The sequence below is a fragment of the Rhodococcus globerulus NBRC 14531 genome (assembly GCF_001894805.1).
GTDB classification, from domain to species: Bacteria; Actinomycetota; Actinomycetes; order Mycobacteriales; family Mycobacteriaceae; genus Rhodococcus_F; species Rhodococcus_F globerula.
In genome coordinates, this window is record NZ_BCWX01000002.1 from 20,696 (window position 1) to 44,673 (window position 23,978).

At 64.1% G+C, this 23,978-nt stretch carries 18 protein-coding genes and 4 tRNA genes; 11 read left to right on the plus strand and 11 right to left on the minus strand.

What is annotated here, in order from left to right; translation table 11 throughout:
• Window positions 1-19: 19 nt before the first annotated feature.
• From aosR to rdgB, 6 genes are all read left to right on the plus strand, one after another.
• Window positions 20-610 (plus strand): oxidative stress transcriptional regulator AosR, encoded by a 591-nt coding sequence (aosR, locus tag RG2_RS08720; RefSeq protein WP_033232729.1) that lies wholly within the window; start codon window positions 20-22, stop codon window positions 608-610.
• Entirely contained in the window at window positions 607-1,674 is a 1,068-nt protein-coding gene (locus RG2_RS08725) for a P1 family peptidase (RefSeq protein WP_033233157.1), read from the plus strand. Before aosR ends, RG2_RS08725 begins: the two co-directional genes overlap by 4 nt.
• Window positions 1,675-1,729: 55 nt before the next feature.
• Window positions 1,730-2,389, plus strand: a complete 660-nt coding sequence (locus RG2_RS08730; RefSeq protein ID WP_033232731.1) for a rhomboid family intramembrane serine protease — start codon at window positions 1,730-1,732, stop codon at window positions 2,387-2,389.
• A gap of 96 nt (window positions 2,390-2,485) precedes the next feature.
• A complete protein-coding gene (locus RG2_RS08735) occupies window positions 2,486-3,244 on the plus strand; it encodes a cyclic nucleotide-degrading phosphodiesterase (protein ID WP_033232733.1) in 759 nt (252 codons plus the stop codon).
• Window positions 3,245-3,279: 35 nt separating this feature from the next.
• A complete protein-coding gene (gene rph / locus RG2_RS08740; protein WP_033232735.1) occupies window positions 3,280-4,065 on the plus strand; it encodes a ribonuclease PH in 786 nt (261 codons plus the stop codon).
• Window positions 4,066-4,068: 3 nt separating this feature from the next.
• Complete coding sequence (gene rdgB / locus RG2_RS08745) at window positions 4,069-4,677, plus strand: RdgB/HAM1 family non-canonical purine NTP pyrophosphatase (RefSeq protein ID WP_033232736.1); 609 nt, start codon at window positions 4,069-4,071, stop codon at window positions 4,675-4,677.
• Between the two features lie 62 nt (window positions 4,678-4,739).
• On the opposite strand, the gene RG2_RS08750 is transcribed toward rdgB, so the two are convergent.
• From RG2_RS08750 to RG2_RS08765, 4 genes are all read right to left on the minus strand, one after another.
• Entirely contained in the window at window positions 4,740-5,135 is a 396-nt protein-coding gene (locus tag RG2_RS08750; RefSeq protein ID WP_033232737.1) for a DUF3817 domain-containing protein, read from the minus strand.
• Window positions 5,132-5,539 carry a glucitol operon activator gene (locus RG2_RS08755; RefSeq protein WP_033233158.1) on the minus strand — a complete coding sequence of 136 codons (408 nt, stop codon included), beginning with the start codon at window positions 5,537-5,539 and terminating at the stop codon, window positions 5,132-5,134. Before RG2_RS08755 ends, RG2_RS08750 begins: the two co-directional genes overlap by 4 nt.
• A gap of 145 nt (window positions 5,540-5,684) precedes the next feature.
• A tRNA-Leu gene (locus tag RG2_RS08760) sits at window positions 5,685-5,766 on the minus strand.
• A gap of 49 nt (window positions 5,767-5,815) precedes the next feature.
• Complete coding sequence (locus RG2_RS08765) at window positions 5,816-6,505, minus strand: DUF8548 family protein (RefSeq protein ID WP_033232738.1); 690 nt, start codon at window positions 6,503-6,505, stop codon at window positions 5,816-5,818.
• A 418-nt stretch (window positions 6,506-6,923) separates the two neighbouring features.
• On the opposite strand from RG2_RS08765, the gene RG2_RS08770 reads away from it, so the two are divergent.
• Window positions 6,924-16,229, plus strand: coding sequence for a type I polyketide synthase (locus RG2_RS08770; RefSeq protein WP_033232740.1), 9,306 nt, complete (start codon window positions 6,924-6,926; stop codon window positions 16,227-16,229).
• Between the two features lie 11 nt (window positions 16,230-16,240).
• Window positions 16,241-16,633, plus strand: coding sequence for a holo-ACP synthase AcpS (gene acpS, locus RG2_RS08775; RefSeq protein ID WP_033232742.1), 393 nt, complete (start codon window positions 16,241-16,243; stop codon window positions 16,631-16,633).
• Window positions 16,634-16,646: 13 nt separating this feature from the next.
• Here acpS and RG2_RS08780 read toward each other — a convergent pair whose 3' ends face one another.
• A complete protein-coding gene (locus RG2_RS08780; protein WP_033232744.1) occupies window positions 16,647-17,369 on the minus strand; it encodes a TetR family transcriptional regulator in 723 nt (240 codons plus the stop codon).
• Between the two features lie 199 nt (window positions 17,370-17,568).
• On the opposite strand from RG2_RS08780, the gene RG2_RS08785 reads away from it, so the two are divergent.
• Entirely contained in the window at window positions 17,569-18,936 is a 1,368-nt protein-coding gene (locus RG2_RS08785) for a dipeptidase (RefSeq protein ID WP_033232746.1), read from the plus strand.
• Here RG2_RS08785 and bcp read toward each other — a convergent pair.
• Window positions 18,933-19,406, minus strand: coding sequence for a thioredoxin-dependent thiol peroxidase (bcp, locus tag RG2_RS08790; RefSeq protein WP_033232748.1), 474 nt, complete (start codon window positions 19,404-19,406; stop codon window positions 18,933-18,935). The two genes, RG2_RS08785 and bcp, sit on opposite strands and share 4 nt — an antisense overlap.
• Window positions 19,407-19,557: 151 nt before the next feature.
• On the opposite strand from bcp, the gene RG2_RS08795 reads away from it, so the two are divergent.
• Window positions 19,558-19,779: a DUF3618 domain-containing protein gene (locus RG2_RS08795; RefSeq protein WP_033232750.1), complete on the plus strand. Its 222-nt coding sequence runs from the start codon at window positions 19,558-19,560 to the stop codon at window positions 19,777-19,779.
• Between the two features lie 64 nt (window positions 19,780-19,843).
• Here RG2_RS08795 and RG2_RS08800 read toward each other — a convergent pair.
• The 3 genes from RG2_RS08800 to RG2_RS08810 form a co-directional block, all read right to left on the minus strand.
• Window positions 19,844-19,916 (minus strand) — tRNA-Lys (locus RG2_RS08800).
• Window positions 19,917-20,009: 93 nt separating this feature from the next.
• Entirely contained in the window at window positions 20,010-21,431 is a 1,422-nt protein-coding gene (locus RG2_RS08805; protein ID WP_165826308.1) for an amidase, read from the minus strand.
• A gap of 95 nt (window positions 21,432-21,526) precedes the next feature.
• A tRNA-Lys gene (locus tag RG2_RS08810) sits at window positions 21,527-21,599 on the minus strand.
• A gap of 267 nt (window positions 21,600-21,866) precedes the next feature.
• Here RG2_RS08810 and RG2_RS08815 point away from each other — a divergent pair.
• A complete protein-coding gene (locus RG2_RS08815) occupies window positions 21,867-23,081 on the plus strand; it encodes a L,D-transpeptidase (protein ID WP_033232754.1) in 1,215 nt (404 codons plus the stop codon).
• A gap of 136 nt (window positions 23,082-23,217) precedes the next feature.
• Here the strand turns inward: RG2_RS08815 and RG2_RS08820 are convergent.
• Window positions 23,218-23,290 (minus strand) — tRNA-His (locus tag RG2_RS08820).
• 84 nt (window positions 23,291-23,374) lie between these two features.
• Complete coding sequence (gene orn / locus RG2_RS08825; RefSeq protein WP_072782550.1) at window positions 23,375-23,974, minus strand: oligoribonuclease; 600 nt, start codon at window positions 23,972-23,974, stop codon at window positions 23,375-23,377.
• Between the last annotated feature and the right edge of the window lie 4 nt (window positions 23,975-23,978).

The following is a 23,978-nucleotide window of genomic DNA, read 5'->3' on the forward strand; positions in this document are numbered from 1 at the left end:
CAAGAGGGGAGTCCGACGCGTGCGGACGTGGATCAAGAAGAACTCGCTTTCCGGAGTGAAGTTCAAATCCGAGATGGACGCTCATGAGGTGACCGTCCTGAGTTCGCTCGTAGAGTCGGTGATCGGACTGCTGGAAGATCGTGAGTCCGGCGCACCGCAGGACGAGTTGGCGGCGCTCACCGGTCTTCGAACCGGTAATTCGGAATCGCCCGACAATCCGGTTCTGGCGCGGTTGCTCCCAGATTTTCAGCGAACCGACCCCAGTAAGGCGTCCCCGGATTCCGATGATCTCGACGACGCCGGCGCCAATGTCAACGGAGCGCTGCGGAGTTTGCACGAACCCGAGATCATCGACGCGAAGAAGGCTGCCGGCAGGGTTTTGCTGGCCTCGCTTCCCGCGGACGGCGGCAAGATCCTCCTGACCCAGGAGCAGGCCGACGCGTGGCTGTCCGCGCTCAACGACGTTCGTCTGGCTCTCGGCACCAATCTCGGTATCGACGCAGACACTCCGGAAAGTTTGGATCCGGATGATCCGCGAGCACCGCATCTTGATGTCTATCACTGGTTGACGTGGATGCAGGATTCGCTCGTTCAGGCGCTCATGCCGTGATCACCACGGCGCCCGGCCCCACGGATTCGTTGACCGACATCGCCGGTTTGACTGTCGGTCATCATCATCGGCTCGACGATGACGCTGCTCTGGGGGCGGGGGCCGCGACGGGATGCACCGTTGTGCTGGCCCCGGCGGGAGTGGTTGCGGGAGTTGATGTTCGGGGCGGCGGGCCGGGTACTCGCGAAACCGATCTCCTTGACCCGAGCCATTCGGTTCAGCAGGTCAATGCCGTGCTCCTGACCGGTGGAAGTGCGTACGGCCTCGCTGCCGCCGACGGTGTCATGCGCTGGCTCGAGGAACACGGCCACGGAATCGCGATGGGCCTGCCTGGCCAGGTGGTGCCGATCGTGCCGGGCGCCGTCATCTTCGATCTTCCGGTCGGGGACTGGAAGATTCGACCTGACGCCGATTTCGGATATCTGGCAGCAGAATCCGCGTCGCGTGAATGTGCGACCGGGACAGTGGGCGCCGGTGTCGGTGCCCGTGCCGGTGGGATCAAAGGCGGCGTCGGAACTGCCAGCGTCGTGATCACAGACGGACCGGCCAAGGGGACAACTGTGTCGGCCTTGATCGTGGCAAACCCGGTCGGCTCGGTCTTCGATCCGCGTACCGGTCTGCCGTGGGGCGTCGGGTCCGAGGGGGAGGCGTCCTTCGGGATCGGCATGCCGATTCCGTGCGAGCTCGACGCAGCCAACGCAATCGGGGCCAAAGGGACAGTGCTCAACACCACCATCGGCGTCGTCGCTACCGACGCGGCCCTGACCAAAGCCGGGTGCCGACGCGTTGCAGTTGCCGGTCACGACGGTTTGGCCCGGGCAATCCGTCCGGCCCATTCGCCGTTGGACGGCGACACGATCTTTGCGCTCGCTACCGGAACGCACACGCCGGAGTCGGCGATCGACGTACCGGCGGCGTTCCCGGCGGATCTGCCGATCCTCGACGCTGTCTGTGCGGCCGCCGCCCAGGTCGTGGAACGCGCGATCGTCAGAGCGATTCTCGACGCGACATCGGTGGCGGGGATCCCGAGTTACCGAGACCTGTTCCCGTCGGCTTTCGTCTAGCCCGGCGAGCGCCGGTAACCTCGAAGTAGACACATCTACTGTGAGGACGCACGCGATGACGATGGATTTCAACAGTCCTGATTTCGGTTCACGGGCACCGGTTCCCGCGCCGAAACCGCCGTCGGTGTGGAAGCAGTCCGCGGTGCTGGTCGGCGGATTTGTACTAGCGCTGTACGTCATCGAGATCATCGACGTCATTTCCGGTCAGAACGTCCAGAACGCCGGAGTCTCACCGCGAACGCTCGACGGTTTGTGGGGCATCCTGTTTGCGCCCGTGTTGCACGACGACTGGGCACACTTGATCGCGAACACCATCCCCGTACTGATACTCGGCTATCTCGTTCTGGTGTCTGGCATATCGAGAGGGTTGGCCGCGACCGGAATCATCTGGGTGATCGGCGGGGTCGGAACGTGGCTCGTTGCCGGAGCGAATACCAATCACGTCGGGGCGTCGGTGCTGATCTTCGGGTGGGTGACCTACCTGTTGACGCGTGGATTCTTCACCCGGAGTTTCGGCCAGATTCTGATCGGCGTTGTTGTCTTCGTGATTTACGGCGGAGTCCTGTGGGGCGTGGTGCCCAGCACGCCGGGTGTCTCGTGGCAGGGGCATTTGTTCGGTGCGGTCGGCGGCGTCGTAGCGGCGTGGGCACTCTCCTCCGGCGATCGAGCGAACCGCGCCGGCGCTACAACACCTGCCCGACCAGCAACTTTCTGATCGGACGTGGGTCACACCCCACCGGCGGTGTGACTTCGACTCGCCAAAACGACCGGGAGCTTTTTTGTTGACGGGTCGACGTGGCAGCATGACCTTATGCGCATGACCGTCCTGGGGTGTTCCGGCAGCGTCTCGGGGCCGGATTCACCGGCTTCGGGTTACCTGCTCACAGCGCCGGGTACCCCGCCGCTCGTCATAGATTTCGGTCCCGGAGTGCTCGGGGCTCTGCAGCGGTACGCGGACCCAGGGGACGCGACGATTCTGCTCTCACATCTGCACGCCGATCACTGCCTCGACATGCCGAGCCTGCTCGTGTGGCGTCGCTATCATCCGAACCGCCCCGAGGGGCGAGCGGTGGTGTACGGCCCGACAGATACAGCGTGCAGGATCGGAACGTCGTCCGCCGAGTGCGCGGGGGAGATGGACGATATTTCCGACACCATCGATCTGAAGTTGTGGGCCGAGAACGAACCCGTCACCTTCGGTGAACTGACCGTCGTGGCAAGCCGCATGAATCATCCGCCCGAGGCGTACGGATTCCGGATCACGGACGCCGACGGACGGATTCTCGTGTACACCGGCGATACCGGAATGTGTGACAACGTCGTCGAGCTTGCTCGTGGAGCCGACATCCTCCTTTCCGAGGCGTCGTGGACGGACAGTCCTGATCGGCCGGAAGGTATTCACCTGTCCGGCAAGGAAGCCGGCCGGATCGCGACGTTGGCCGGAGTGAAGGAACTACTCCTCACCCACATCCCGCCGTGGACGTCCAGGGAGGACGTCATCGCCGAAGCGAAATCCGAGTTCGCAGGGCCGGTTCACGCTGTGTCCGCGGGAAGCGTCTACGACATCTGACGTGTTGCCTGGGGTGGGACGCTAGGCTCACGAAGGTGACTACACGAGAAGACGGCAGGGCGGACGACGAACTTCGCCCGATCAAGATCACCCGCGGGTTCACCAGCCATCCGGCCGGCTCGGTTCTGGTCGAGTTCGGAAACACCCGAGTGATGTGCACGGCCAGCGTCGAAGAGGGTGTTCCACGGTGGCGCAAGGGTTCCGGGCTCGGTTGGCTCACCGCCGAATATGCGATGCTGCCCGCAGCTACGCATACCCGCAGTGGACGTGAATCCGTCAAGGGCAAGGTCGGTGGCCGCACCCAGGAGATCAGCCGGCTCATCGGTCGATCCCTTCGGGCCTGCATCGACCTCGCGGCCATCGGCGAAAACACCATTGCTCTGGACTGCGATGTCCTGCAGGCAGATGGTGGCACCCGTACCGCCGCCGTGACGGGGGCGTACGTAGCTCTCGTCGACGCGGTGACGTATCTTCGCGCTGCCAATCTGCTGAGCGACCCTCAGCCCATCTCGTGCGGCATCGCGGCCGTCAGCGTCGGCGTCGTCGACGGACGAGTGCGCCTCGATCTGCCGTACGAAGAGGATTCGCGTGCCGAGGTCGACATGAACGTCGTCGCCACCGATACCGGCACCTTGGTGGAAATCCAGGGCACCGGCGAAGGTGCCACGTTCCCGCGCTCGACCCTGGACAAGCTTCTCGACTCCGCGCTGGCGGGCTGTGAGCAGCTGTTCGAGATCCAGCGTCAGGCATTGGCGGAGCCGTATCCGGGTGTGTTGCCCGAACCCAAGAACCCGGAACCCAAGAAGAAGTTCGGTGCCTGAGCTGTGAGCGTACGAGTACTGGTAGCAAGTAGAAATGCCAAGAAGCTGAAGGAACTCCATCGCGTTCTCGACGCGGCCGGTGTGAGCGGAATCGAACTGGTCGGGCTCGATGAGGTGCCGCCGTTTCCGGAAGCGCCCGAGACCGGTGCGACCTTCGAAGAAAATGCGCTCGCGAAGGCTCGTGACGGAGCCGCTGCCACCGGAATGCCGTGTATCGCAGACGATTCCGGTGTCGAGATTGATGCGCTGAACGGGATGCCCGGCGTGTTGTCTGCCCGCTGGTCCGGTACCCACGGAAACGACGGCGCCAACACTGCGCTGGTGCTCGCTCAGTTGGGTGACGTGCCCGACGAACGGCGCGGCGCGGCCTTTGTCTCGGCCTGCGCGCTGGTGATCCCCGGCGGCGACGAGACCGTGGTCCGCGGTGAATGGCGCGGCGTCATCGGTCGGGAACCGGCAGGCGACGGCGGATTCGGTTACGACCCGATCTTCCGCCCAGACGGTGACACCCGCTCGGCGGCGGAACTGACTCCGGCCGAGAAGGACGCGGCCTCGCATCGCGGGAGAGCGCTGGTGCAGCTGGTGCCCGCACTGGCGGCACTGGCCGACTGATCGCACACACGAGAAAAGGCCCTGAACGTGAATGACGTTCAGGGCCTTTGCTTTACGGAGAATCAGAGGTTGTAGTCGCTCTTGACCTGGATGGTCCGCTTGTGTTCGAACACAAACGACAGGAACGGAATGGTGCCGGCCAGTGCCGTGGCAACCGTCGTGCCTGCCTTCCAGCGGGCCTTGATAGCCAGGTCGACTGTGAACACCAGGTACAGCATGTAGAACAGCCCGTGAATCTGGCCGATGTAGAACAGCCACGACGGAGCATCCGCGGAGTTTTCCAGGATGAGGTACTTGTAGACCATCTCACCGGTCAGGAACAGCAGCCACAGGCCGGTGATCCACGCCAGAACGCGGTAGCGAACAAGCGCAGAAGCAACCTTCTTCTGCTTCTCGGCCTGCGCCTTGGTGGCCTTGTCTGAGGGGGTAGCGGTGCTCGCTTCCGGGCCGGTACTCACGTAGTGCTCCTATCGGGCTCGCGAGCGGCGAGCTGCGCAAGGTAGTCGTTGTATTCGAGCATTTGGCGTGCTTCGGGGTCATCGGCATCGAGTTCCGCGTCGCCGAACTGTGCCCGGGGGCGTTGCGGCAGCAGATCGGCCGGAATCTCACGCGGCTCCGCTGCGGCTTCCTCGGCTTCGACCTCGTCCGGATCGGCATCCTCGAGCTGAACGAACTTGCGATATGCGTACACCACAAACGCGGCGAACAGTGGCCACTGCAACGCATAGCCGAGGTTCTGCCCGCTGCCGCCCACAGCTTCGAAGCGCTCCCACTGCCACCAGCCGAGCGACAAGCAGACCGCTGCTGACACAAGAACCAGCAGGATCAGCGCAGGTCGGCTTTTTGTAGGCTTCTTCGACACACTACGACGGTACCGCAGAGCTATAGTGCCGCGCCCTGCGATCTCCGACACGGTGTCGTAGATGCCGTGCCACGGCGTGTCGTAGATGCCAAAAAGCGCCAAAAGCAGAGCCCCACCGAAACGATCTCGATGGGGCTCTGCGTTGTGCGCGAGGGGGGACTTGAACCCCCACGTCCTGAGACACTGGAACCTAAATCCAGCGCGTCTGCCAATTCCGCCACTCGCGCGCGGAATTCACAGGATACGCGATTGCCGCCCCCGCTATCGACACCGCCCTCACATGGCTGGAACCGGCACCGATTTCGCCGGTCGTCGGGGTTGCTCGGCAGTGCGTTGGTACCGCCACGCTGCGTGCGTGAGAGTTGTTGCGGGGACATCCAATTCTGCAGCCACTGCAGCGAGCAGTGATGTTGCCTCCACGCCGCCCAGCGGTTCGGCGCTACCGGCTGCCTCGGTGGCAAAACGAGTCAGTAGTTCCACCGAATCGGGTGTGAGTGTGCCGGACAGGAACAGCAGCATGTCGAATGTGCGCGCTCCGAACCCTGGAACCGACATGATTGCCGCTCGATGCGCGTCGGTGTTGCCGATATCTGCACTTCCGGTGCATCCGACGGCAACCAGTGATGCGGCGCCCAGTGCGGCAGCCTCCGCTTTGGTGGAGTAGTTGCCCGGCACCCGCTGACGGTTATCGAGAATGACGGCCAGTTCGTCGCCGCGCTCCGCAAAGGCTGCCAGAGCGGAGAGGTTGTCCAGTGGTGCGTCTGACTGGCGGTGGTGACGCCACCGCGTGATGACGGCCCGCACGCCCGTCGTGGGTGTTCCGTACGCGGCGCGGGCCGAGAAGGCCGCGTCGAGGATGGCTGCTTCGGCCTCGTGTGCCCACCCATCGGTCCAGTGCGGCCACGCGGACTGTGGCAGCTCGCGTGCGATGAAGTCGATGACGATTTTTGTGGTGTCGGTACCCATGATTTCTCCCCCCGAGAAAGTTGTCCGATCGGACGCGCTGAACCTAGCGCGGGAGTCCGACAGGTTCTGGGGTGAAAGGCACGCGATGGGCCAACCGTCAAGAGGGTAACGATTTGGTAACGATAAATATGAGGAGTTCCTCAGGTTTGTGGAAATCCGAGTAACAGTCCCTGGCAGCGCGTTTGCGACCTACTCGCGAGTCACTTTCTCGACATCCCGTGAGGAAGATCACCGCGTGGAAAGTCCCGTATTTCGGGCCGTCAGCAAACGTGAGGAAATCCTCATGATCCTGTGTCAGCCTTAACGTGCACGGCAGGCGCAGACATGCCGATTCTTTCGGTCGATTTGCAAGATGTGCGCCCCGGGCAGACCCACAATTCCCACCTCGCCGCAGAGGTGACCAGGAGAGGACGTACGCGTGACGATCGATGACACGACACCTACAGGAAACGGACGCGACTCGAAGGATGGACGCCGCGTCGGCGTCGACGGGGGAGCCTCCCGCACGAACAGTAAAGGTGCCCTCGTCGATTCACTGAACAACGGATTGCCGTACGCCCTTGCCTTCGGTGGACAGGGCGCCCCGTGGCTCAGCACGCTCGAAGAACTCAGCCGCGACAACGGCCTCGAGCCGATTCTCACCGACTTGGTCAACGACGCAGCAGCGCGCCTCGCTCCGCTCGCGCAGGATCTTGTGGTGGTGCGCCCGATCGGATTCGATCCGGTCGCGTGGATTCTCGAAGCCGAGATCGTTGACGAAGAAGAAGGTGAGAAGCCGGCAGGTCCCTCTGCTGCAGCACTCACCGCAGCACCCGTTTCGCTCCCCGGCGTCTTCCTCACGCAACTTGCGGCGTTGCGTGCGCTGACTGCGCAGGGTCTCGATATTGCAGCGCATCCGCCCGTGTCCGTCATCGGACATTCGCAGGGCGTGCTCGCGACTGCTGCAGTTGCAGCTGGTGGCAACGACGACGGCGAGCTTCTTGCTGTTGCTCAGCTCGTCGGCGCCGCAGCCAGCCTGGTCGGCCGTCGTCGCGGCATCATCGCGAGCGCGTCGGGCAAGCCGATGGTCGCCGTGTCCAACGTCGATCCCGAGCGCCTCGCCGCGATTGTCGCCGAACTTGCCGAGACCACGACGGACAATCGCGCAGCAGTCCTCGCTATTCGTAACGGACGCCGCCGTGTTGTCCTCGCCGGACCGCCCGCTCAGCTGGCCCGCGTGCAGGAACATTGCGAGCAGATCGAGGCGAACGAAGCCCGCGAGCGCGATGGAAAGAAGCGTGGCGGTTCGGTCTTCGCTCCCACCTTCGACGCCCTCGACACCGAAATCGGTTTCCACCACCCGGCGCTCGCCGACGCAGTCGACCTGGTCGGCAGCTGGGCTGCGCGCTGCGGCCTCGACGCAGATCGCGCCAGCGCACTTGCGCAGGCCATTCTGGTCGCCCCGGTCAACTGGGTGCAGGCCGTGAATGGTGCCATCGACGCCGGCGCGCAGTGGATTCTCGATCTCGGACCCAGCGACCAGCTGACCCGTATGACGTCGTCCTCGCTGCGTGGGCAGGGTGTTGGCATCATCGCCGCGTCCACCCGCGGTGGACATCGCAACTTGCTCACCCCCGGTGCTGCGCCTGAGGTCTCACGTTCGTGGACCGAATTCGCGCCCAAGCCTGTAGCGCTTCCCGGTGGCCGTATCGGCGTCGAGACGGCCTTCACGAAGCTCACGGGTCGCTCACCGATCCTGTTGGCCGGCATGACGCCGACCACCGTCGACGCCAAGATCGTCGCCGCCGCAGCCAATGCCGGTCACTGGGCCGAGCTTGCCGGTGGTGGACAGGTCACCGAAGAGATCTTCGAAGACCGTGTCGCAGAACTGAAGATGCTCCTCGAGCCGGGCCGTGCGGTCCAGTTCAACTCGCTGTTCCTCGACCCGTACCTGTGGAAGCTGCAGCTCGGTGGCAAGCGCCTCGTGCAGCGCGCTCGTACTGCCGGTGCACCCATCGACGGCGTCATCGTCACCGCCGGTATCCCGGAACTCGAAGAGGCCGTTGCGCTTATCGAAGAGCTGTCCGAGATCGGCATCACCAACATCGCATTCAAGCCGGGCACCGTGGCGCAGATCCGTTCGGTGATCCGCATCGCCAACGAGGTTCCGAACTTCCCCGTCATCGTTCACATCGAAGGTGGCCGCGCCGGCGGACACCACTCGTGGGAAGACCTCGACGACCTGCTCCTCGACACGTACGCCGAGCTGCGTACGCGTTCGAACCTGATCATCTGCGTCGGCGGCGGCATCGGAACACCCGAGCGCGCAGCCGATTACCTGACCGGCCGCTGGTCTGTCGGAGCCGGCTTCCCGGCAATGCCCGTCGACGGCATCCTCGTCGGCACGGCAGCGATGGCGACGCTGGAGGCCACCACGTCTCCCGAGGTCAAGCAGCTCCTCGTCGACACACCGGGTACTCCGGACTGGGTAGGCGCCGGCACCGCCGAAGGTGGAATGGCTTCGGGCCGTAGCCAGCTCGGTGCCGACATCCACGAGATCGACAACGCCGCATCGCGCACCGGACGCCTCCTCGACGAGGTTGCCGGCGACGCCGACGCCGTTGCCGAGCGCCGCGACGAGATCATCGCAGCACTCGACGTCACCGCCAAGCCGTACTTCGGTGACATCGAGACCATGACGTACGCGCAGTGGCTGCGGCGCTACCTCGAGCTGACCGTCGGTATCGACGCGGCCAAGGAATTCGACTGCGGCGCAGACCTTCAGGACGCTATCGCCGAGGCAACGACGAGCCCGTGGCTCGACATCACCTGGCGTGCTCGCTTCGGCGAGATGCTCCAGCGCACCGAGGCTCGTCTGCACCCCGTCGACCGCGGCCCCATCCCGACCCTGTTCGGCGATGCCGAGACCCTCGAGCGTCCCGAAGCTGCGATTTGCGCACTGCAGGCGTCGTACCCGGACTACATGAGCACGGTTCTGCATCCCGCAGACGTCTCGTTCTTCATCTCGCTGTGCAAGACGCCGGGCAAGCCGGTCAACTTCGTTCCCGTCGTCGACGGTGACGTGCGCCGCTGGTGGCGCAGTGACTCCCTGTGGCAGGCACACGATCCCCGCTACACCGCAGATCAGGTCTGCGTCATCCCCGGCACCGTTGCCGTTGCCGGCATCACGCGTGTCGACGAGCCCGTCGGTGACCTGCTCGATCGTTTCGAGAAGGCCACGTACGACGAATTGGTTGCTGCCGGAACCACTCCGGTTGTCCTCGCGAGCCGTCGCCACCAGGATTCCGCTCCCGGTCTGCTCGACGCGATTCTCTCGGCGCCGGATCTCCAGTGGGCCGGCCGCCTGACCCAGAACCCGGTACGTCGTCTCGGCGACCTCGAAGAGTGGAGTGCCGAGTCCGTTGACAAGGCTGTTCACGCCTCGACCGGATCGAGCCTGACGGTTGTCGACGAGACTCACGTCCTGCTCTCGGTTCCGCTGGTGGCAGACAAGTCGGTCGACATCACGATCACCATTCCCAGCTCCGTTGTCGACGGCGGTGCCCCGGTCGTCACCGAGGCCGACGCTGAAGCCGCGATGTCCGCACTGTTGGCAGTTGCTGCAGGACAGGAACTGCCGACCGTCAAGAACGGCACCGCACGCCTCAATGTCGCGTGGGTACCCGACCGCATCGCCGATCACGCCGGAGTCACCGGTTCCGGTCTGCCGACCACACTGAGCGTGAGCGGCAAGGCTGTTCCGGACGTGGTCGTCGGCGCGTGCTGGCCCGCAGTATTCGCCGTCCTCGGCGCAGCCAAGCTCGACAGTCTTTCCGTCATCGAAGGCATGCTCGATCTCGTCCACCTCGACCACTCCGTCGACTTCGTCGGTGAACTACCCACCGAGACAAGCATTCTCGTGGTCAATGCCGAGGTCGCCTCGGTTCTCGACACCGACCTCGGTCGAGTCGTCGAGGTCAAGGTCGAGGTCGGCGCCATGCTCGGCGAGGGCCTCGACGCTCCCGCCGTGGTCACCATGACCGAGCGTTTTGCCATCCGCGGACGTACCGGCGCAGGCGAGCTTGCCGACCCCGCGCGCGCAGGTGGATCGATCAGCGATGCCGCTATCGATACTTCGCGTCGTCGTCGCCGTGACGCGAAGATCCTGGCTCCGGTCAGCATGGGCGCATTCGCTCAGGTTTCCGGTGACCACAACCCGATTCACACGTCCGACAACGCCGCGCTGCTGGCCGGCCTCGGAACCCCGATCGTGCACGGTATGTGGCTCTCGGCTGCGGCGCAGCAGGTTGTCACCGCGGTTGATCCCAGCGAGACCCGCACCCCTCCGCGTCGCCTGACCGCGTGGACCGCTCGTTTCCTCGGAATGGTCCGCCCCGGCGCTGAGATCGACGTCCGCGTCGATCGCATCGGTATCGATCAGGGTGCCGAGATCGTCGAGGTCGGTTGCCGCATCGACGGTGACCTGGTCATGGTCGCGACGGGACGCACTGCAGCACCGAAGACGATCTACGCCTTCCCCGGCCAGGGCATCCAGCGTCCAGGCATGGGCCTCGACGCCCGCGCTCGCTCGAAGGCTGCGCGCGACGTCTGGGAGCGTGCGGACAAGCACACCCGCAAGGCGCTCGGATTCTCGATTCTTGCTGTGGTGCGCGACAACCCGGTCACCGTCAAGGCCCGCGGCGTCGAGCACAAGCACCCGGACGGTGTTCTGCACCTGACGCAGTTCACCCAGGTCGCGATGGCTGTTCTCGGTGTAGCCCAGGTTGCCGAACTGCGCGAGTCCGGCACCTTCATCGAAGGCTCGTTCCTCGCCGGTCACTCGGTGGGTGAGTACAACGCACTCGCCGCTGTTGCCGAGGTCTTCCCGCTCGAAGCACTTCTCGAAGTTGTCTTCCAGCGCGGATCCGCGATGCACCAGCTGGTTCCCCGTGACGCAGCGGGCCGTTCCGACTACCGCATGGCTGCCATTCGCCCGTCGCAGATCGGTGTGTCCGACGACGACGTGCAGGACTTTGTCGCCGGTGTTGCCGAGGCGTCCGGTGAGTTCCTCGAAATCGTCAACCTGAACCTGCGCGGCAGCCAGTACGCCATAGCCGGATCCGTTGCCGGCCTCGACGCACTCGAGGTCGAGATCGATCGTCTCCGTGCGGAATTCGGTGGCAAGCGCGCCTACATCCAGGTTCCCGGCATCGACGTGCCGTTCCACTCCACCGTCCTTCGTGGCGGCGTGGCGGACTTCCGCGTATGCCTGCAGGACTTGCTCCCGCACGACATCGATCCGGACATCCTTATCGGCCGCTACATCCCGAACCTCGTTCCGAGGCTCTTCTCGCTGAGCCGCGACTTCGTTCAGGAAATCGCCGACCTGGTGCCGTCGGAGCAGCTGCAGGAAGTCCTTGCTGACTTCGACAGCTACGCAACGCGCAGCCACGAACTGTCCCGGATCATCCTGATCGAGCTGTTGGCGTGGCAGTTCGCCAGCCCGGTCCGCTGGATCGAGACCCAGGATCTGCTGTTCAGTGACGAGTCCGAAGGTGGACTCGGTGTCGAGCGCTTTGTCGAGGTCGGCCTCGGCGCTGCCCCGACCGTCGCGAACCTCGCATCGCAGACCCTCAAGCTGCCGGGCCGCTTCGGCTACCCGGTCGAGGTTCTGAACATCGAGCGTGAAGCTGCGATCGTCTACGGCACGGATGTCGATCCGGCTGCTGCCGACGATGACGACGAGGTGGAAGCACCCGCTGCCACTCCGGCGGCTGCCGCTGCCGCACCGGTCGCCGCTGCACCCGTCGCGACGTCCAGCGGACCGCGTCCGGACGACATCACCTTCAAGGCGCCAGACGCCACCAAGGTTCTGATCAGCCTGTGGACCAAGCTGCGTCCCGATCAGGTCGGCCCCGCCGACACGATCGAGGCACTGTGCGACGGTGTGTCCTCACGTCGTAACCAGCTTCTGGTCGACCTCGGATCCGAGTTGTCCCTCGGTGCCATCGACGGTGCGGCGGATGCCGACATGGGCTCGCTCGCAGCCACTGTCGACAAGCTGGCGCGTACGTACAAGCCGTTCGGACCGGTACTTTCCGATTCGATCAACGATCACCTGCGTAAGGTCTTCGGCCCCTCGGGCAAGCGTCCCGGCTACATCGCCGATCGTGTCAAGAAGGTCTGGGAACTCGGCGACGGTTGGGCGCACCACGTCACCGCAGCGGTAGCGCTCGGTACCCGTGACGGTGCCAGCATCCGCGGCGGCGACCTCGGCGGCCTGACCTCCGGCGCTCTGGCCGACGCAGCAGCAGTCGACGCAGTCATCGACAGCGCCGTTGCTTCGGTTGCGTCCGCTCGCGGCACCAGCGTTTCGCTGCCGGCAACCGGTGGTGGCGGCGGTGGAACCGTCGACGCAGCCGCTCTGGGTGAGTTCACCGAGAACATCACGGGCCGCAACGGCGTTCTGGCTTCGGCCGCCCGCCTCGTGCTCGAGCAGCTCGGACTCAGCGAAGAGGCTCCGGCCGCAACGGTCGAGGACACCGAACTGGTCGACCTGGTCTCGGCTGAACTCGGTTCCGACTGGCCGCGTCTGGTTGCTCCGGCATTCGACGCTCAGAAGGCGGTCCTGCTCGACGACCGTTGGGCAAGTGCGCGTGAGGATCTCGCTCGCATCTGGCTCGGCAGTGAGACTCTGTCGGTCGAGAACTTCATCGGTGCCGGTTCCACCGTTGCCGCACAGGCAAAGTGGTGGGCCACCCGCGCCGCCGACGAAGGTCGCACGACGCTGGCCGAGGTCTACACCCGCATCGCTGATGCGGCCGTGACTGCAGAATCCGACGCACCTGAGTGGGCCGGCGAGGTCGCAGTCGTGACCGGAGCCAGCAAGGGTTCGATCGCAGCAGCGGTCACGGGCAAGCTCCTGGCCGGTGGCGCAACGGTATTCGTCACCACGTCGCGTCTCGACGGCTCGCGTCTCGGCTTCTACCGTGACCTGTACCGCGAGAACGCTCGTGCCGGTGCCGCTCTCTGGGTGGTTCCTGCCAACATGGCGTCGTACACCGACGTCGACGCACTGATCGACTGGATCGGCAACGAGGCCACCGAAAATGCCGGTGGCGCAAAGAAGCTGATCAAGCCGGCTATGACGCCGACGATGCTCTTCCCGTTCGCGGCTCCTCGCGTCGGCGGAGAACTCTCCGACGCCGGCGCTCGCGCCGAAATGGAAATGCGCGTGCTGCTGTGGTCGGTGGAGCGCCTGATCGGTGGTCTGTCGAAGATCGGTTACGACAGCGACGTCGACACGCATCTGCACGTGGTCCTGCCCGGTTCGCCGAACCGCGGAACGTTCGGTGGTGACGGTGCATACGGTGAGGCCAAGGCTTCGCTGATCGCCGTGGTCAACCGCTGGAAGGCCGAGCGCAACTGGGCCGAGCGAGTCACGTTGGCACACGCCGTCATCGGCTGGGTCCGCGGAACCGGTCTGATGGGTCACAACGATCCGATCGTCGACGCTGTCGAAGCTGCCGGTGTCCGTACCTGGTCCACCCAGGAAATGGCAACCGAACTGCTGAAGACGGCTACCGCGCAGTCGCGTCGTAGCGCAGCCACGGCTCCGCTCGAGGTCGACCTGACCGGTGGACTTGCGGAGGCGAACCTCGACCTGGGCGCCCTCGCCAAGGAAGCCGCCGCGACCGCAGAGATCGCCGAGGCAGTTGACGAAGCAGTCGACGAGAACACCATCCTCGCGCTGTCCGCACCGGCACGCATCGATGCCTCGATCAAGGCTCCGAGCTGGCCCGAACTCGATGTCACTCCCGCGGACCTCGTGGTCATCGTGGGCGCCGGAGAGCTCGGCCCCTACGGTTCCTCGCGTACCCGCTTCGAGATGGAGGTCGACGAGCAGCTCTCTGCCGCAGGCGTTCTCGAATTGGCGTGGAACACCGGACTGATCGTCTGGGAGAACGACCCCAAGCCGGGTTGGTACGACGTCGAATCAGGCGATCTGGTGCCAGAGGCGGAAATCGCCGACAAGTACCATGACGCAGTTGTCGAGCGGTGCGGCATCCGTCGCTACGTCGACGAAGGCCAGATGATCGACAACACCGCACCGCTGCTCACCTCCGTGTTCCTGGACAAGGATCTGAGCTTCGTGGTCGGCAGCGAGGCAGAGGCTCAGGCCTTCGTCGAATCCGATCCCGAGAACACAGTGGCGTCGGTTTCGGCCGAGTCCGGTGACTGGACGGTCACGCGCCGCGCCGGCACCGAGATCCGTGTTCCGCGCAAGATGAAGCTGACCCGCAGTGTCGGCGGCCAGATTCCGACCAACTTCGACGTCACGAAGTGGGGCATCCCCGCCGACATGGCCGATTCGGTCGACCGCGTCGGACTGTGGAACATCGTTGCGACCGTGGACGCATTCCTCACGGGCGGCTTCACTCCGAGCGAACTGCTGCGTTGGGTTCACCCGAGCCTGGTAGCGAACACGCAGGGCACCGGCATGGGCGGCATGACGTCCATGAGGAGCTTGTACATCGACACGCTGCTCGGCGAGAACCGTCCCAACGACATCCTGCAGGAAGCTCTGCCGAATGTTATTGCGGCGCACGTCGTTCAGTCGTACGTCGGTGGCTACGGCGCGATGGTTCACCCCGTCGCGGCCTGCGCAACGGCAGCCGTGTCCGTCGAAGAGGGCGTCGACAAGATCCGCTTGGGCAAGGCCCAGTTGGTTGTTGCCGGTGGATTCGACGACCTGAGCGCGGAAGGCATCATCGGCTTCGGTGACATGTCGGCCACGGCCAAGACGTCGGACATGCACGCCAAGGGCATCGAGGATCGCCGCTTCTCGCGGGCAAACGATCGCCGGCGCGGCGGCTTCGTCGAGTCCGCCGGTGGTGGCACGATCCTGCTCGCTCGCGGTGACCTGGCACTGGAAATGGGCTTGCCCGTTCTCGGCGTTGTCGCCTGGGCCGGATCGTTCGCAGACGGTGTCCACACGTCGATCCCGGCTCCGGGAATCGGCGCACTGGGTGCCGGACGCGGCGGAGCGGATTCGCAGCTCGCACTCTCGCTCAACGCCCTCGGCGTCAGCGCGGACGACATCGCGGTCATCTCCAAGCACGACACGTCCACCGCGGCAAACGATCCCAACGAGGCAGAACTGCACGAGCGTCTCGCCGGGGCTTTGGGTCGCAGTGACGGTGCTCCGATGTTCGTGGTGTCGCAGAAGAGCCTGACCGGCCACGCCAAGGGCGGCGCAGCTGCCTTCCAGCTGATCGGTCTGTGCCAGGTGCTCAGCCAGGGCGTCATCCCGCCGAACCGCAGCCTCGACTGCGTCGACGACAAGATGGCCGAGTTCGAGCACCTCGTGTGGGCACGTCAGCCGCTCAAGTTCGGCGAGCAGCTCCCGCTGCGCGCCGGCCTGCTGACCAGCCTGGGCTTCGGTCACGTCTCCGGACTGATCGCCGTCGTTCACCCGCAGGCATTTGTCGAGTCGGTGCCCGCCGACAAGCGTGCGGACTATGTTGCAGCCGCACAGCAGCGCACCATCGACGGTCAGCGTCGCCTCGCCAAGGCGATGTGCGGTGGCGACAGCCTGTACGAGCGTCCCGCCGATCGTCGTCTCGGCGCCGACGGAACGCCCGCAAAGGCGTCGCGTCAGCTCGAAGCGGATGTTCTCCTCAGCGAGAACGCACGCCTGGGTGAAGATCAGCGTTACCGCTCGAATCTGCCTGGCTGCAAGTAGATAATCGCAGGATGGGAGTTCTGGGTATCGGTTTCGACCTCGTCACGGTGTCGGAGTTCGCCGAGCAACTGAAACGGCCGGGAACGGCTATGCTCGACAACTTCACACCGGGTGAGCGTCGGGATTCCAATACTCGGAGTTCCGATCCGGCAAGACATTTCGCGGCCCGGTGGGCGGCGAAGGAAGCAGTGATCAAAGCGTGGTCCACTGCTCTCTTCGCCAGCCCGCCGGTGCTGGGGGAGATGATCCACAATCAAATCGAAGTCGTCTCCGACGCGTGGGGGCGGCCCAGCATCAGATTGCGGGGCGACGTCGCGAAACACCTCACCGACGTGAAGATTCACATTTCGCTGACGCACGACGGAGACATGGCCGGCGCATTTGCCGTGATCGAATCGACTTAGGGTCGAGCTGGCGTCAGCCCTCGTAGTCGGCTGTGCCGCGGCCCTTCAATCGAGATTCCTTCTCCGCCACCAGCAGGTACGCACCCATCAGACGCTTGAGTTCCACTACGGCGTCGGCGTGGCTCTGGCCGTCCTGCACGGAGAAATTCAGCATCGAATACACCACGTGCACAAGCACTTCCGCCATCATCATGCGGCGATCCCGCGGTGAGCGCGGTGTGAGTGGACCAAGCATCTTGGCGACGGTTTCCGCGAACTGCTTCTCGTGAATGACACCGGTTGCCCGCGTGGACGGCGTGGACTGCATTGCCAACCACACCTCGCGGCGGGACGGATCGGACGTCCAGAGTCCGGCCATGTGGTCGACAAAACTGTTGAGGAACCGCAGCCAATCGAGTGACGGCACTTCACCGCCGAACTGGGCCAGCTCGTGTTGCACCCCCACGAGGTCCTGACGGTTCAACTCGCACACGATGACGTACTTGTTGGCGAAGAACTGATACAGAGTCCCGATGGGCACGTCAGCACGCGCCGCGACCTCTTCGCACGTGAACGATTCGAAACCGACGTCGGTGAGAAGTTCGCGGGAGGCGGCGAGAAGGGCATCGAACTTGCGCTGGCTTCGCTCCTGCGTCGGACGTTTGCGTGGAAGCAGTTCCTGAGGTGCGTCGCTCTGAGAATTTTCGAGTGCGGGGTCCGGCCGACGGCGTACGCGGTTGCGGGTAGAGGGCTGCACAGATTCGAGGCTATCGGCATCTGCAGCAGAATTTGGCGCTTGTGGAATATCCGGGCTCACCGAAAGATCACCCGACCGACTGCTGGAAATCCGACGACGTTGCCACTCTTCGATACTAGGTGACCGAAGGTGCGCTGCAGGAGAGGGTTGCTCATCGGTGATTCGGGCACACTGGAGTCGGCGAGAAAAGGAGACCGAAATGGCCGAACAGTTGCGAGCCGCAGTACGCGAGCTCATGCCCCGCGCGCACGAGGATCTGACGCGGTTGGTTGCGTTGCGGTCGGTCGCGGATGCGCGGCAATTCCCGCCGGAAGAATGTGCGGCAACTGCCGCCTGGGTGGTTGGCGCGTTCCGCGAACAGGGATTTGCGGACGCCGAGGCGGTTGAGACGTCGGACGGTTCCGCTGCGGTAATCGGATTTCGGCCTGGCCCAGCGGATGCCCCGACCGTTCTCCTGTACTGCCACTACGACGTTCAACCGCCCGGAGACGAAGAGCTTTGGAATTCGCCACCTTTCACGCTGACCGAGCGCGACGGACGGTTGTACGGGCGAGGCGCGTCGGATTGCAAGGGCAACCTCGTCATGCACCTGACCGCACTCCGAGCGCTCGCAGCAGCCGGGCAGGCGCCGGCTGTCAACCTGCGAATCGTCGCCGAAGGCTCGGAGGAGATGGGCACCGGAGGCCTCGAAGACCTGCTGCGGCAGCGCCCCGAACTGTTCGACGCCGATGTCATGCTGATCGCCGATACCGGCAATACCGCAGTGGGGGAGCCCACGATCACGACGTCATTGCGCGGTATCGCCAATGTGGTCGTCCACGTCTCGGCGCTCGAAGGTGAGGTGCACTCCGGGGTGTTCGGCGGCCCGGCGCCCGACGCGATGACCGCGTTGGTGCAGATGCTGGCAACCCTGCACGACGAAGAAGGCAACACCACCGTCGACGGTCTTGTCAGCGATCAGCACTGGAATGGCGTCGAGTACGACGACACACAATTCCGAGGCGACGCAGGAGTCCTCGAAGGGGTCGATCTGGTCGGCTCGGGTTCTGTGGCCGACCAGGTGTGGGCGCGGCCGGCGCTCACGATCTTGGGGATCGACTGCCCGCCCGTGGTCGGCTCGGCTGCGGCAATTACGCCACGAGCTTCCGCACGGTTGAACCTGCGCGTTCCACCCGGCACGGATCCCGCCGAGGCCCAGGACTTGCTGATCGGGCATCTGCTGGCTGCGGCGCCGTGGGGCGTGCGGGTGAGCGTGGACCCGGAGGCGACGGGAATGCCGTTCGGTGCTTCCACGGGTGGGCCGGGATTCAAGCAGCTCACAGCGGCTCTGAGTGCGGCGTACGGCGCCGAAGTCGGATTTGCCGGACAGGGAGGCTCGATTCCCCTGTGTAGCGCGCTGGCGGAGCAGTTCCCCGACGCGGAGATCGCGTTGATCGGCGTCGAGGAACCGCAGTGCCGCATCCATGCCCCGAACGAGAGCGTCGACCCGTCGGAGATCGAGAATCTCGCGTATGCGGAAGCCCTGTTTTTGAGTCGGTTCGAGTCTCGAGCCGGTTCGAGTAGCTAGACGGACAGGTCGCGTCGCAACTTGGCGACGTGACCGGTGGCCCGGACGTTGTACTGGGCAACCTCGATCTTTCCCTCTTCGTCGACGAGGAAGGTGGATCGGATGACACCCTGGACGGTCTTGCCGTACATCTTCTTCTCGCCGAACGCGCCCCAGGCCTCCAGCGTCGCCTTTTCCGGATCGGAGAGCAGCGGAAAGGTCAGCTCCTCGTTGTCGCGGAACTTGGCGAGCTTGGCGGGCTTGTCCGGCGAGATGCCGATGACGTCGAGGCCCGCCCCGTTCAATTCGGCGAGGTTGTCGCGGAAGTCGCAGGCCTGCTTGGTGCAGCCCGGCGTGCTGGCCGCCGGGTAGAAGTACACGATGACCTTGCGGCCTCGGTAGTCGTGCAACGAAACTTCGTTGCCTTCGGCGTCGGGGAGCGTGAAATCCGGCGCGATATCGCCGGCAGACAATCTACTGTTCTCGGTCACGGGAATCGAGGTTAGTCGAGAAATTGCGCGCCAGGTGGGCGCGCGGGCAATCTGCTCCTCTACGGTAGAACCAGGTGTCGACGCCTTGCGTCTGCACGGACGTAGCGGCAACGAACATCAAGCGACAGCACACAGACAAGTTGGAGGACACGTGCCCAGGGACACCGAGAGCATCGAGCGCGAGATCGAGAAGGCGCGTAACCAGCTCGCGAGCACACTCGACGAACTGACGGTACGGACCAACCCGAAGCGGCTGGTCGAGAACACCAAGAAGACGGTGCTCGCGAAGCTCAACGAGCCGAACGTGAAGTACGCGTTGATCGCCGTGGGATCCGTTGTCGGACTCCTGGTCATTCGCAAGATCATTCGCTGATCACCGAACGGCGTCGGACATGAAGAAGGCCCCCATCTCGATGAGATGGGGGCCTTCTTGCAAGTGCGCCCACAGGGACTCGAACCCCGGACCCAGTGATTAAGAGTCACTTGCTCTACCAACTGAGCTATAGGCGCTCGCTCTTGCGAGACAGAACATTAGCCGACGGGCTCCTCAGTTTGCAAAACGCGTCATAGTAATCGTGACGGCAGTTACATCGCACGTGTCTTTCAGGCCTGCGGCGGACGGGAATTCGTCCACCCGATCCGACCCTCCAGCTGATGTGCGAGCGACAAAATTGTCAGCTCGCCGTTCGGTCGCGACACCAGTTGGACGCTGAGGGGGAGCCCGTCGGTCGAAAATCCCGCCGGAACGGCCGCCGCCGGATTGCCGCACACATTCCAGATCGAGCAGTACGCCGCGATCGGCAAAGCCTTGCGGACGGCGGACAGCAGTCCTGTGCCCTCGAGTTGACCGATCCGCCGTGGCAAGGCGGGTGTGGTCGGCATCAGCACTATGTCATACGTGTCGAAAACCTGGTTGACGGTGTGCGCGATCCGTTGGCCACGCCGGTACGCCGCCCGGCCGACGCGCCGGGGCGACGCGATTCTGCCGATCGAAGACAGTGCGCGAGTTCGCTTTTCGAGAAGATCGGGCCGATCGACCCGCAAAGCTTCGTCGCGTACGCCGCCGAGTACCTGGGGGAGGAACGACGCCGTTGCATCGGGGTATCGGGGATCATGTTCGTCGACGTGGTGCCCCAACGCGCTCAACATTTCTGCGACCGCACGAACCCCGGCAACCACTTCGGGCGCCGGCGTGACGCCGCGCACGGGGCAGCGGGTGGACACGGCAATACGGAGGGGGTGCAGCGGGGACACCGCACCTTCGGTGAAGCGGGCCCCGAGTGGTTCGGCTCTGTAGTCGTCCACCGGTGTGGTGCCGATAATGGCGTCGTAGACGAGTGCGCTGTCCTCGACCGAGCGGGTAAGCGGGCCGAGCGTTCCGAGGCTGCGCCACAGGTTGCCGTTCGGTGCGGTGCTTACTCGGCCGCGTTGCGCTTTCAGTCCGAACAATCCGCAGAATGCCGACGGAAGCCGGATGGAACCGCCGCCGTCGCCGCCGATTCCTGCGGCAACCATGCCCGACGCGACAGCTGCTGCCGTGCCGCCACTCGATCCTCCCGTGGATACTGTTGTGTTCCAGGGATTTCGGGTGTAGCCGTGCGCGGCGGTCTCGGTGAACGGCCAGATGCCGAACTCCGGCATCGTGGTTTTTCCGATGATGACTGCTCCGGCGTCGCGTAAGCGTCGTACCACCTCGGAGTCCGAATTCGCGATCCGAGTGACTGCAGCACCGCCGTAGGTGGTGGGTGTTCCGGCTACGTCGTTCTCGTCCTTGATCGCGATGGGCACGCCGTGCAGGAGACCGACAGCGTCGCCGGATGCCTGGCGCTCGTCGAGTCGGGTGGCTTCGGCGATTGCTTCGTCGGCGAGGACGCGGGTGAAGGCGTTGAGTGTGGGATTGAGGCGTTCGATACGTCTGAGTGCATGTTCGGTCAACTCACGAGCCGACAGTTGGCCGCTGCGGATCAGTTCGGCTTGACCGACGACACCGGCAAATGCGACTTCCGCATCGGGCAGATCAGTCATGGCTCGCTCCATTTTGTCGGGTTCGCTGGAGTGTATTCGCCGCCCGGACACAAAAAAGATCCCCACCGTGTTTCCACGATGGGGATCTTTGCAAGTGCGCCCACAGGGACTCGAACCCCGGACCCAGTGATTAAGAGTCACTTGCTCTACCAACTGAGCTATAGGCGCTCGCTCTTGCGAGACAGAACATTAGCCGAACCGTTCCGTCGGGAGCAAATCGCCTGGTGGGCCGTCGTTGGACGGGTGGTTTCTGTGACATTGACCGAAATCGGTAACATTCCAATCGGTACGAAACGATTGATATTCGAACGTTACTCTTCGACGGGGTTTTCATGACCGTGAGTAACGACTGTGCCTGGCATCATTGACCTGGCGCAATTGCTGGTCGTTAACATGTGAAGCGGAGTCGAACAAATGAGTCGTCAGTGGTGGGGCATGTCCGTGCGTGGAGGGACAGGCCGAATCTCGAGGGGCGCCGCCATGGCCGCCGTGTCGTTGGGAGCGTTGGTTCTGGTGACCGCGTGCACGTCCAGTGGGGCTGCCGTGGACAACGAGGGCGCCGCGCCGATCGACTCCAACCCGTTGACCGAGCTCATCAAGCCGAAAGTCACCTCCACCGTCGCTGACGGCGCAATCGGTTTCTCCCCGGGCGATCCGGTCCGCATCGACGTCGCCGACGGCAGCCTGTCCGACGTTCGGATGGTCAACGCCGACGGTAAGACCGTTGCCGGCACCCTCGCGGCCGACGGAGCGTCGTGGGTGACCGCTGAACCCCTCGGCTACAACCGCAAGTACAAGATCGAGGCCCAGGCCTACGGATTGGGCGGAGCCAGCACCACGGTGACGTCGTTCACGACCAGCGCGCCCGGCAACCTCACCAAGCCGTACGTTATGCCCGGCGAGGGTTCCGTGGTCGGTATCGGCCAGCCGATCGCCGTGCAGTTCGACGAGAACATTCCGGATCGCAAGGCTGCCGAAGAGTCGATCACCGTCACGACGACGCCGGCTGTCGAAGGTGCTTTCTACTGGGTCAACAACCGCGAGGTCAGGTGGCGTCCGGAGGCGTACTGGGCGCCGGGCACCAAGGTTGACGTCAAGGTCAACGTCTACGGCCGCGATCTGGGCAAAGGCGTCTTCGGCCAGGAGGACGCCACGACGTCCTTCGACATCGGTGATTCCGTGATTGCCGTTGCCGACGACAACACGAAACAGGTCACTTTCCAGGTTAACGGCGAGACTGTCATGACCATGCCCACGTCGATGGGTAAGGACAGCACCCCCACCGACAACGGTGTCTACATCATCGGTGACAGGTTCGCGAACTTGGTCATGGACTCCTCGACGTACGGAGTGCCTGTCACTTCCGCTGACGGATACAAGACTCCGGTCGACTGGGCGACGCGAATGTCCTACAGCGGCATCTTCTTCCACTCAGCGCCGTGGTCAGTCGGGCAGCAGGGTTACTCCAACACCAGTCACGGCTGCCTCAACCTGAGCCCCGCCAATGCCAAGTGGGTGTACGACAACACCAAACGCGGCGACATCGTCATCGTGAAGAACACCGTCGGTGGCACGCTTTCGGGCACCGACGGCCTGGGGGACTGGAACATCCCGTGGAACGTGTGGAAGGCCGGTAACGCGGACGTCTGAGTGCGTCCCTGAAGTACTGAACGTCAGAATGCCCCCAGCCGATCGGTTGGGGGCATTTTCGTTCGCAGTGGTGTTTGCGGACCCAACCAAAAGAACCCCCGGAAATATCTTTCGACATTTCCGGGGGTTCCCTTTGGGTGAGCGACGGGACTCGAACCCGCGACAGCCAGGATCACAACCTGGTGCTCTACCAACTGAACTACGCCCACCATTGCCTCGGCGACCGGTTTGACCCGGTTGCTTTGACGTAGAAGATACTAGCCTGAAAGTTGGCCAGGATGCCAATCGGCAGGTCAGGCAGGCCCGAGGCCCTCTACGACGGCTGCGATCTCCGCGCTGGACGGTCCGGGAGCGGGGACAAATGCGGTACTGCGGTAGTACTTGAGTTCGCGGATGGATTCCTTGATGTCGGCCAGGGCGCGGTGCGCGAGGCCTTTTTCGGGCTGGCCGAAGTAGATTCGCGGGTACCAGCGACGCGAGAGCTCCTTGATGGAGCTGACGTCGATCATCCGGTAGTGCAGGTAGGTGTCCAGCGCGCTCATGTCCCGCGAGATGAATCCGCGGTCGGTGGCAATGGAATTGCCCGCCAGGGGAGCGGTGCCGGCGACGGGCACGTGCTCACGGATGTAGGCGAGCACCTCCTTTTCCGCCTCGGCAAGCGTGACCGTCGACTTGCGAACTTCTTCGGTCAGACCCGATTTGGCGTGCATCTTCTTCACGACGTCCGGCATTGCGGCCAGCGCGTCGTCGTCGGCGTGGATGACGATGTCCACGCCTTCGCCCAAGATGTTCAATTCGCTGTCGGTTACCAGAGCCGCAATCTCGATGAGTTTGTCCGACTCCAGCCGCAGCCCGGTCATTTCACAATCGATCCATACCAATTTGTCCTGCACCAGG

Coding starts and splice junctions, on each gene's coding strand:
- RG2_RS08765 (WP_033232738.1), bottom strand. CDS start 6,505: ATGGGTACCGACACCACAAAAATCGTCATCGACTTCATCGCACGCGAG.
- acpS (WP_033232742.1), top strand. CDS start 16,241: ATGGGAGTTCTGGGTATCGGTTTCGACCTCGTCACGGTGTCGGAGTTC.
- RG2_RS08735 (WP_033232733.1), top strand. CDS start 2,486: ATGCGCATGACCGTCCTGGGGTGTTCCGGCAGCGTCTCGGGGCCGGAT.
- RG2_RS08730 (WP_033232731.1), top strand. CDS start 1,730: ATGACGATGGATTTCAACAGTCCTGATTTCGGTTCACGGGCACCGGTT.
- RG2_RS08805 (WP_165826308.1), bottom strand. CDS start 21,431: ATGACTGATCTGCCCGATGCGGAAGTCGCATTTGCCGGTGTCGTCGGT.
- RG2_RS08815 (WP_033232754.1), top strand. CDS start 21,867: ATGTCCGTGCGTGGAGGGACAGGCCGAATCTCGAGGGGCGCCGCCATG.
- RG2_RS08785 (WP_033232746.1), top strand. CDS start 17,569: ATGGCCGAACAGTTGCGAGCCGCAGTACGCGAGCTCATGCCCCGCGCG.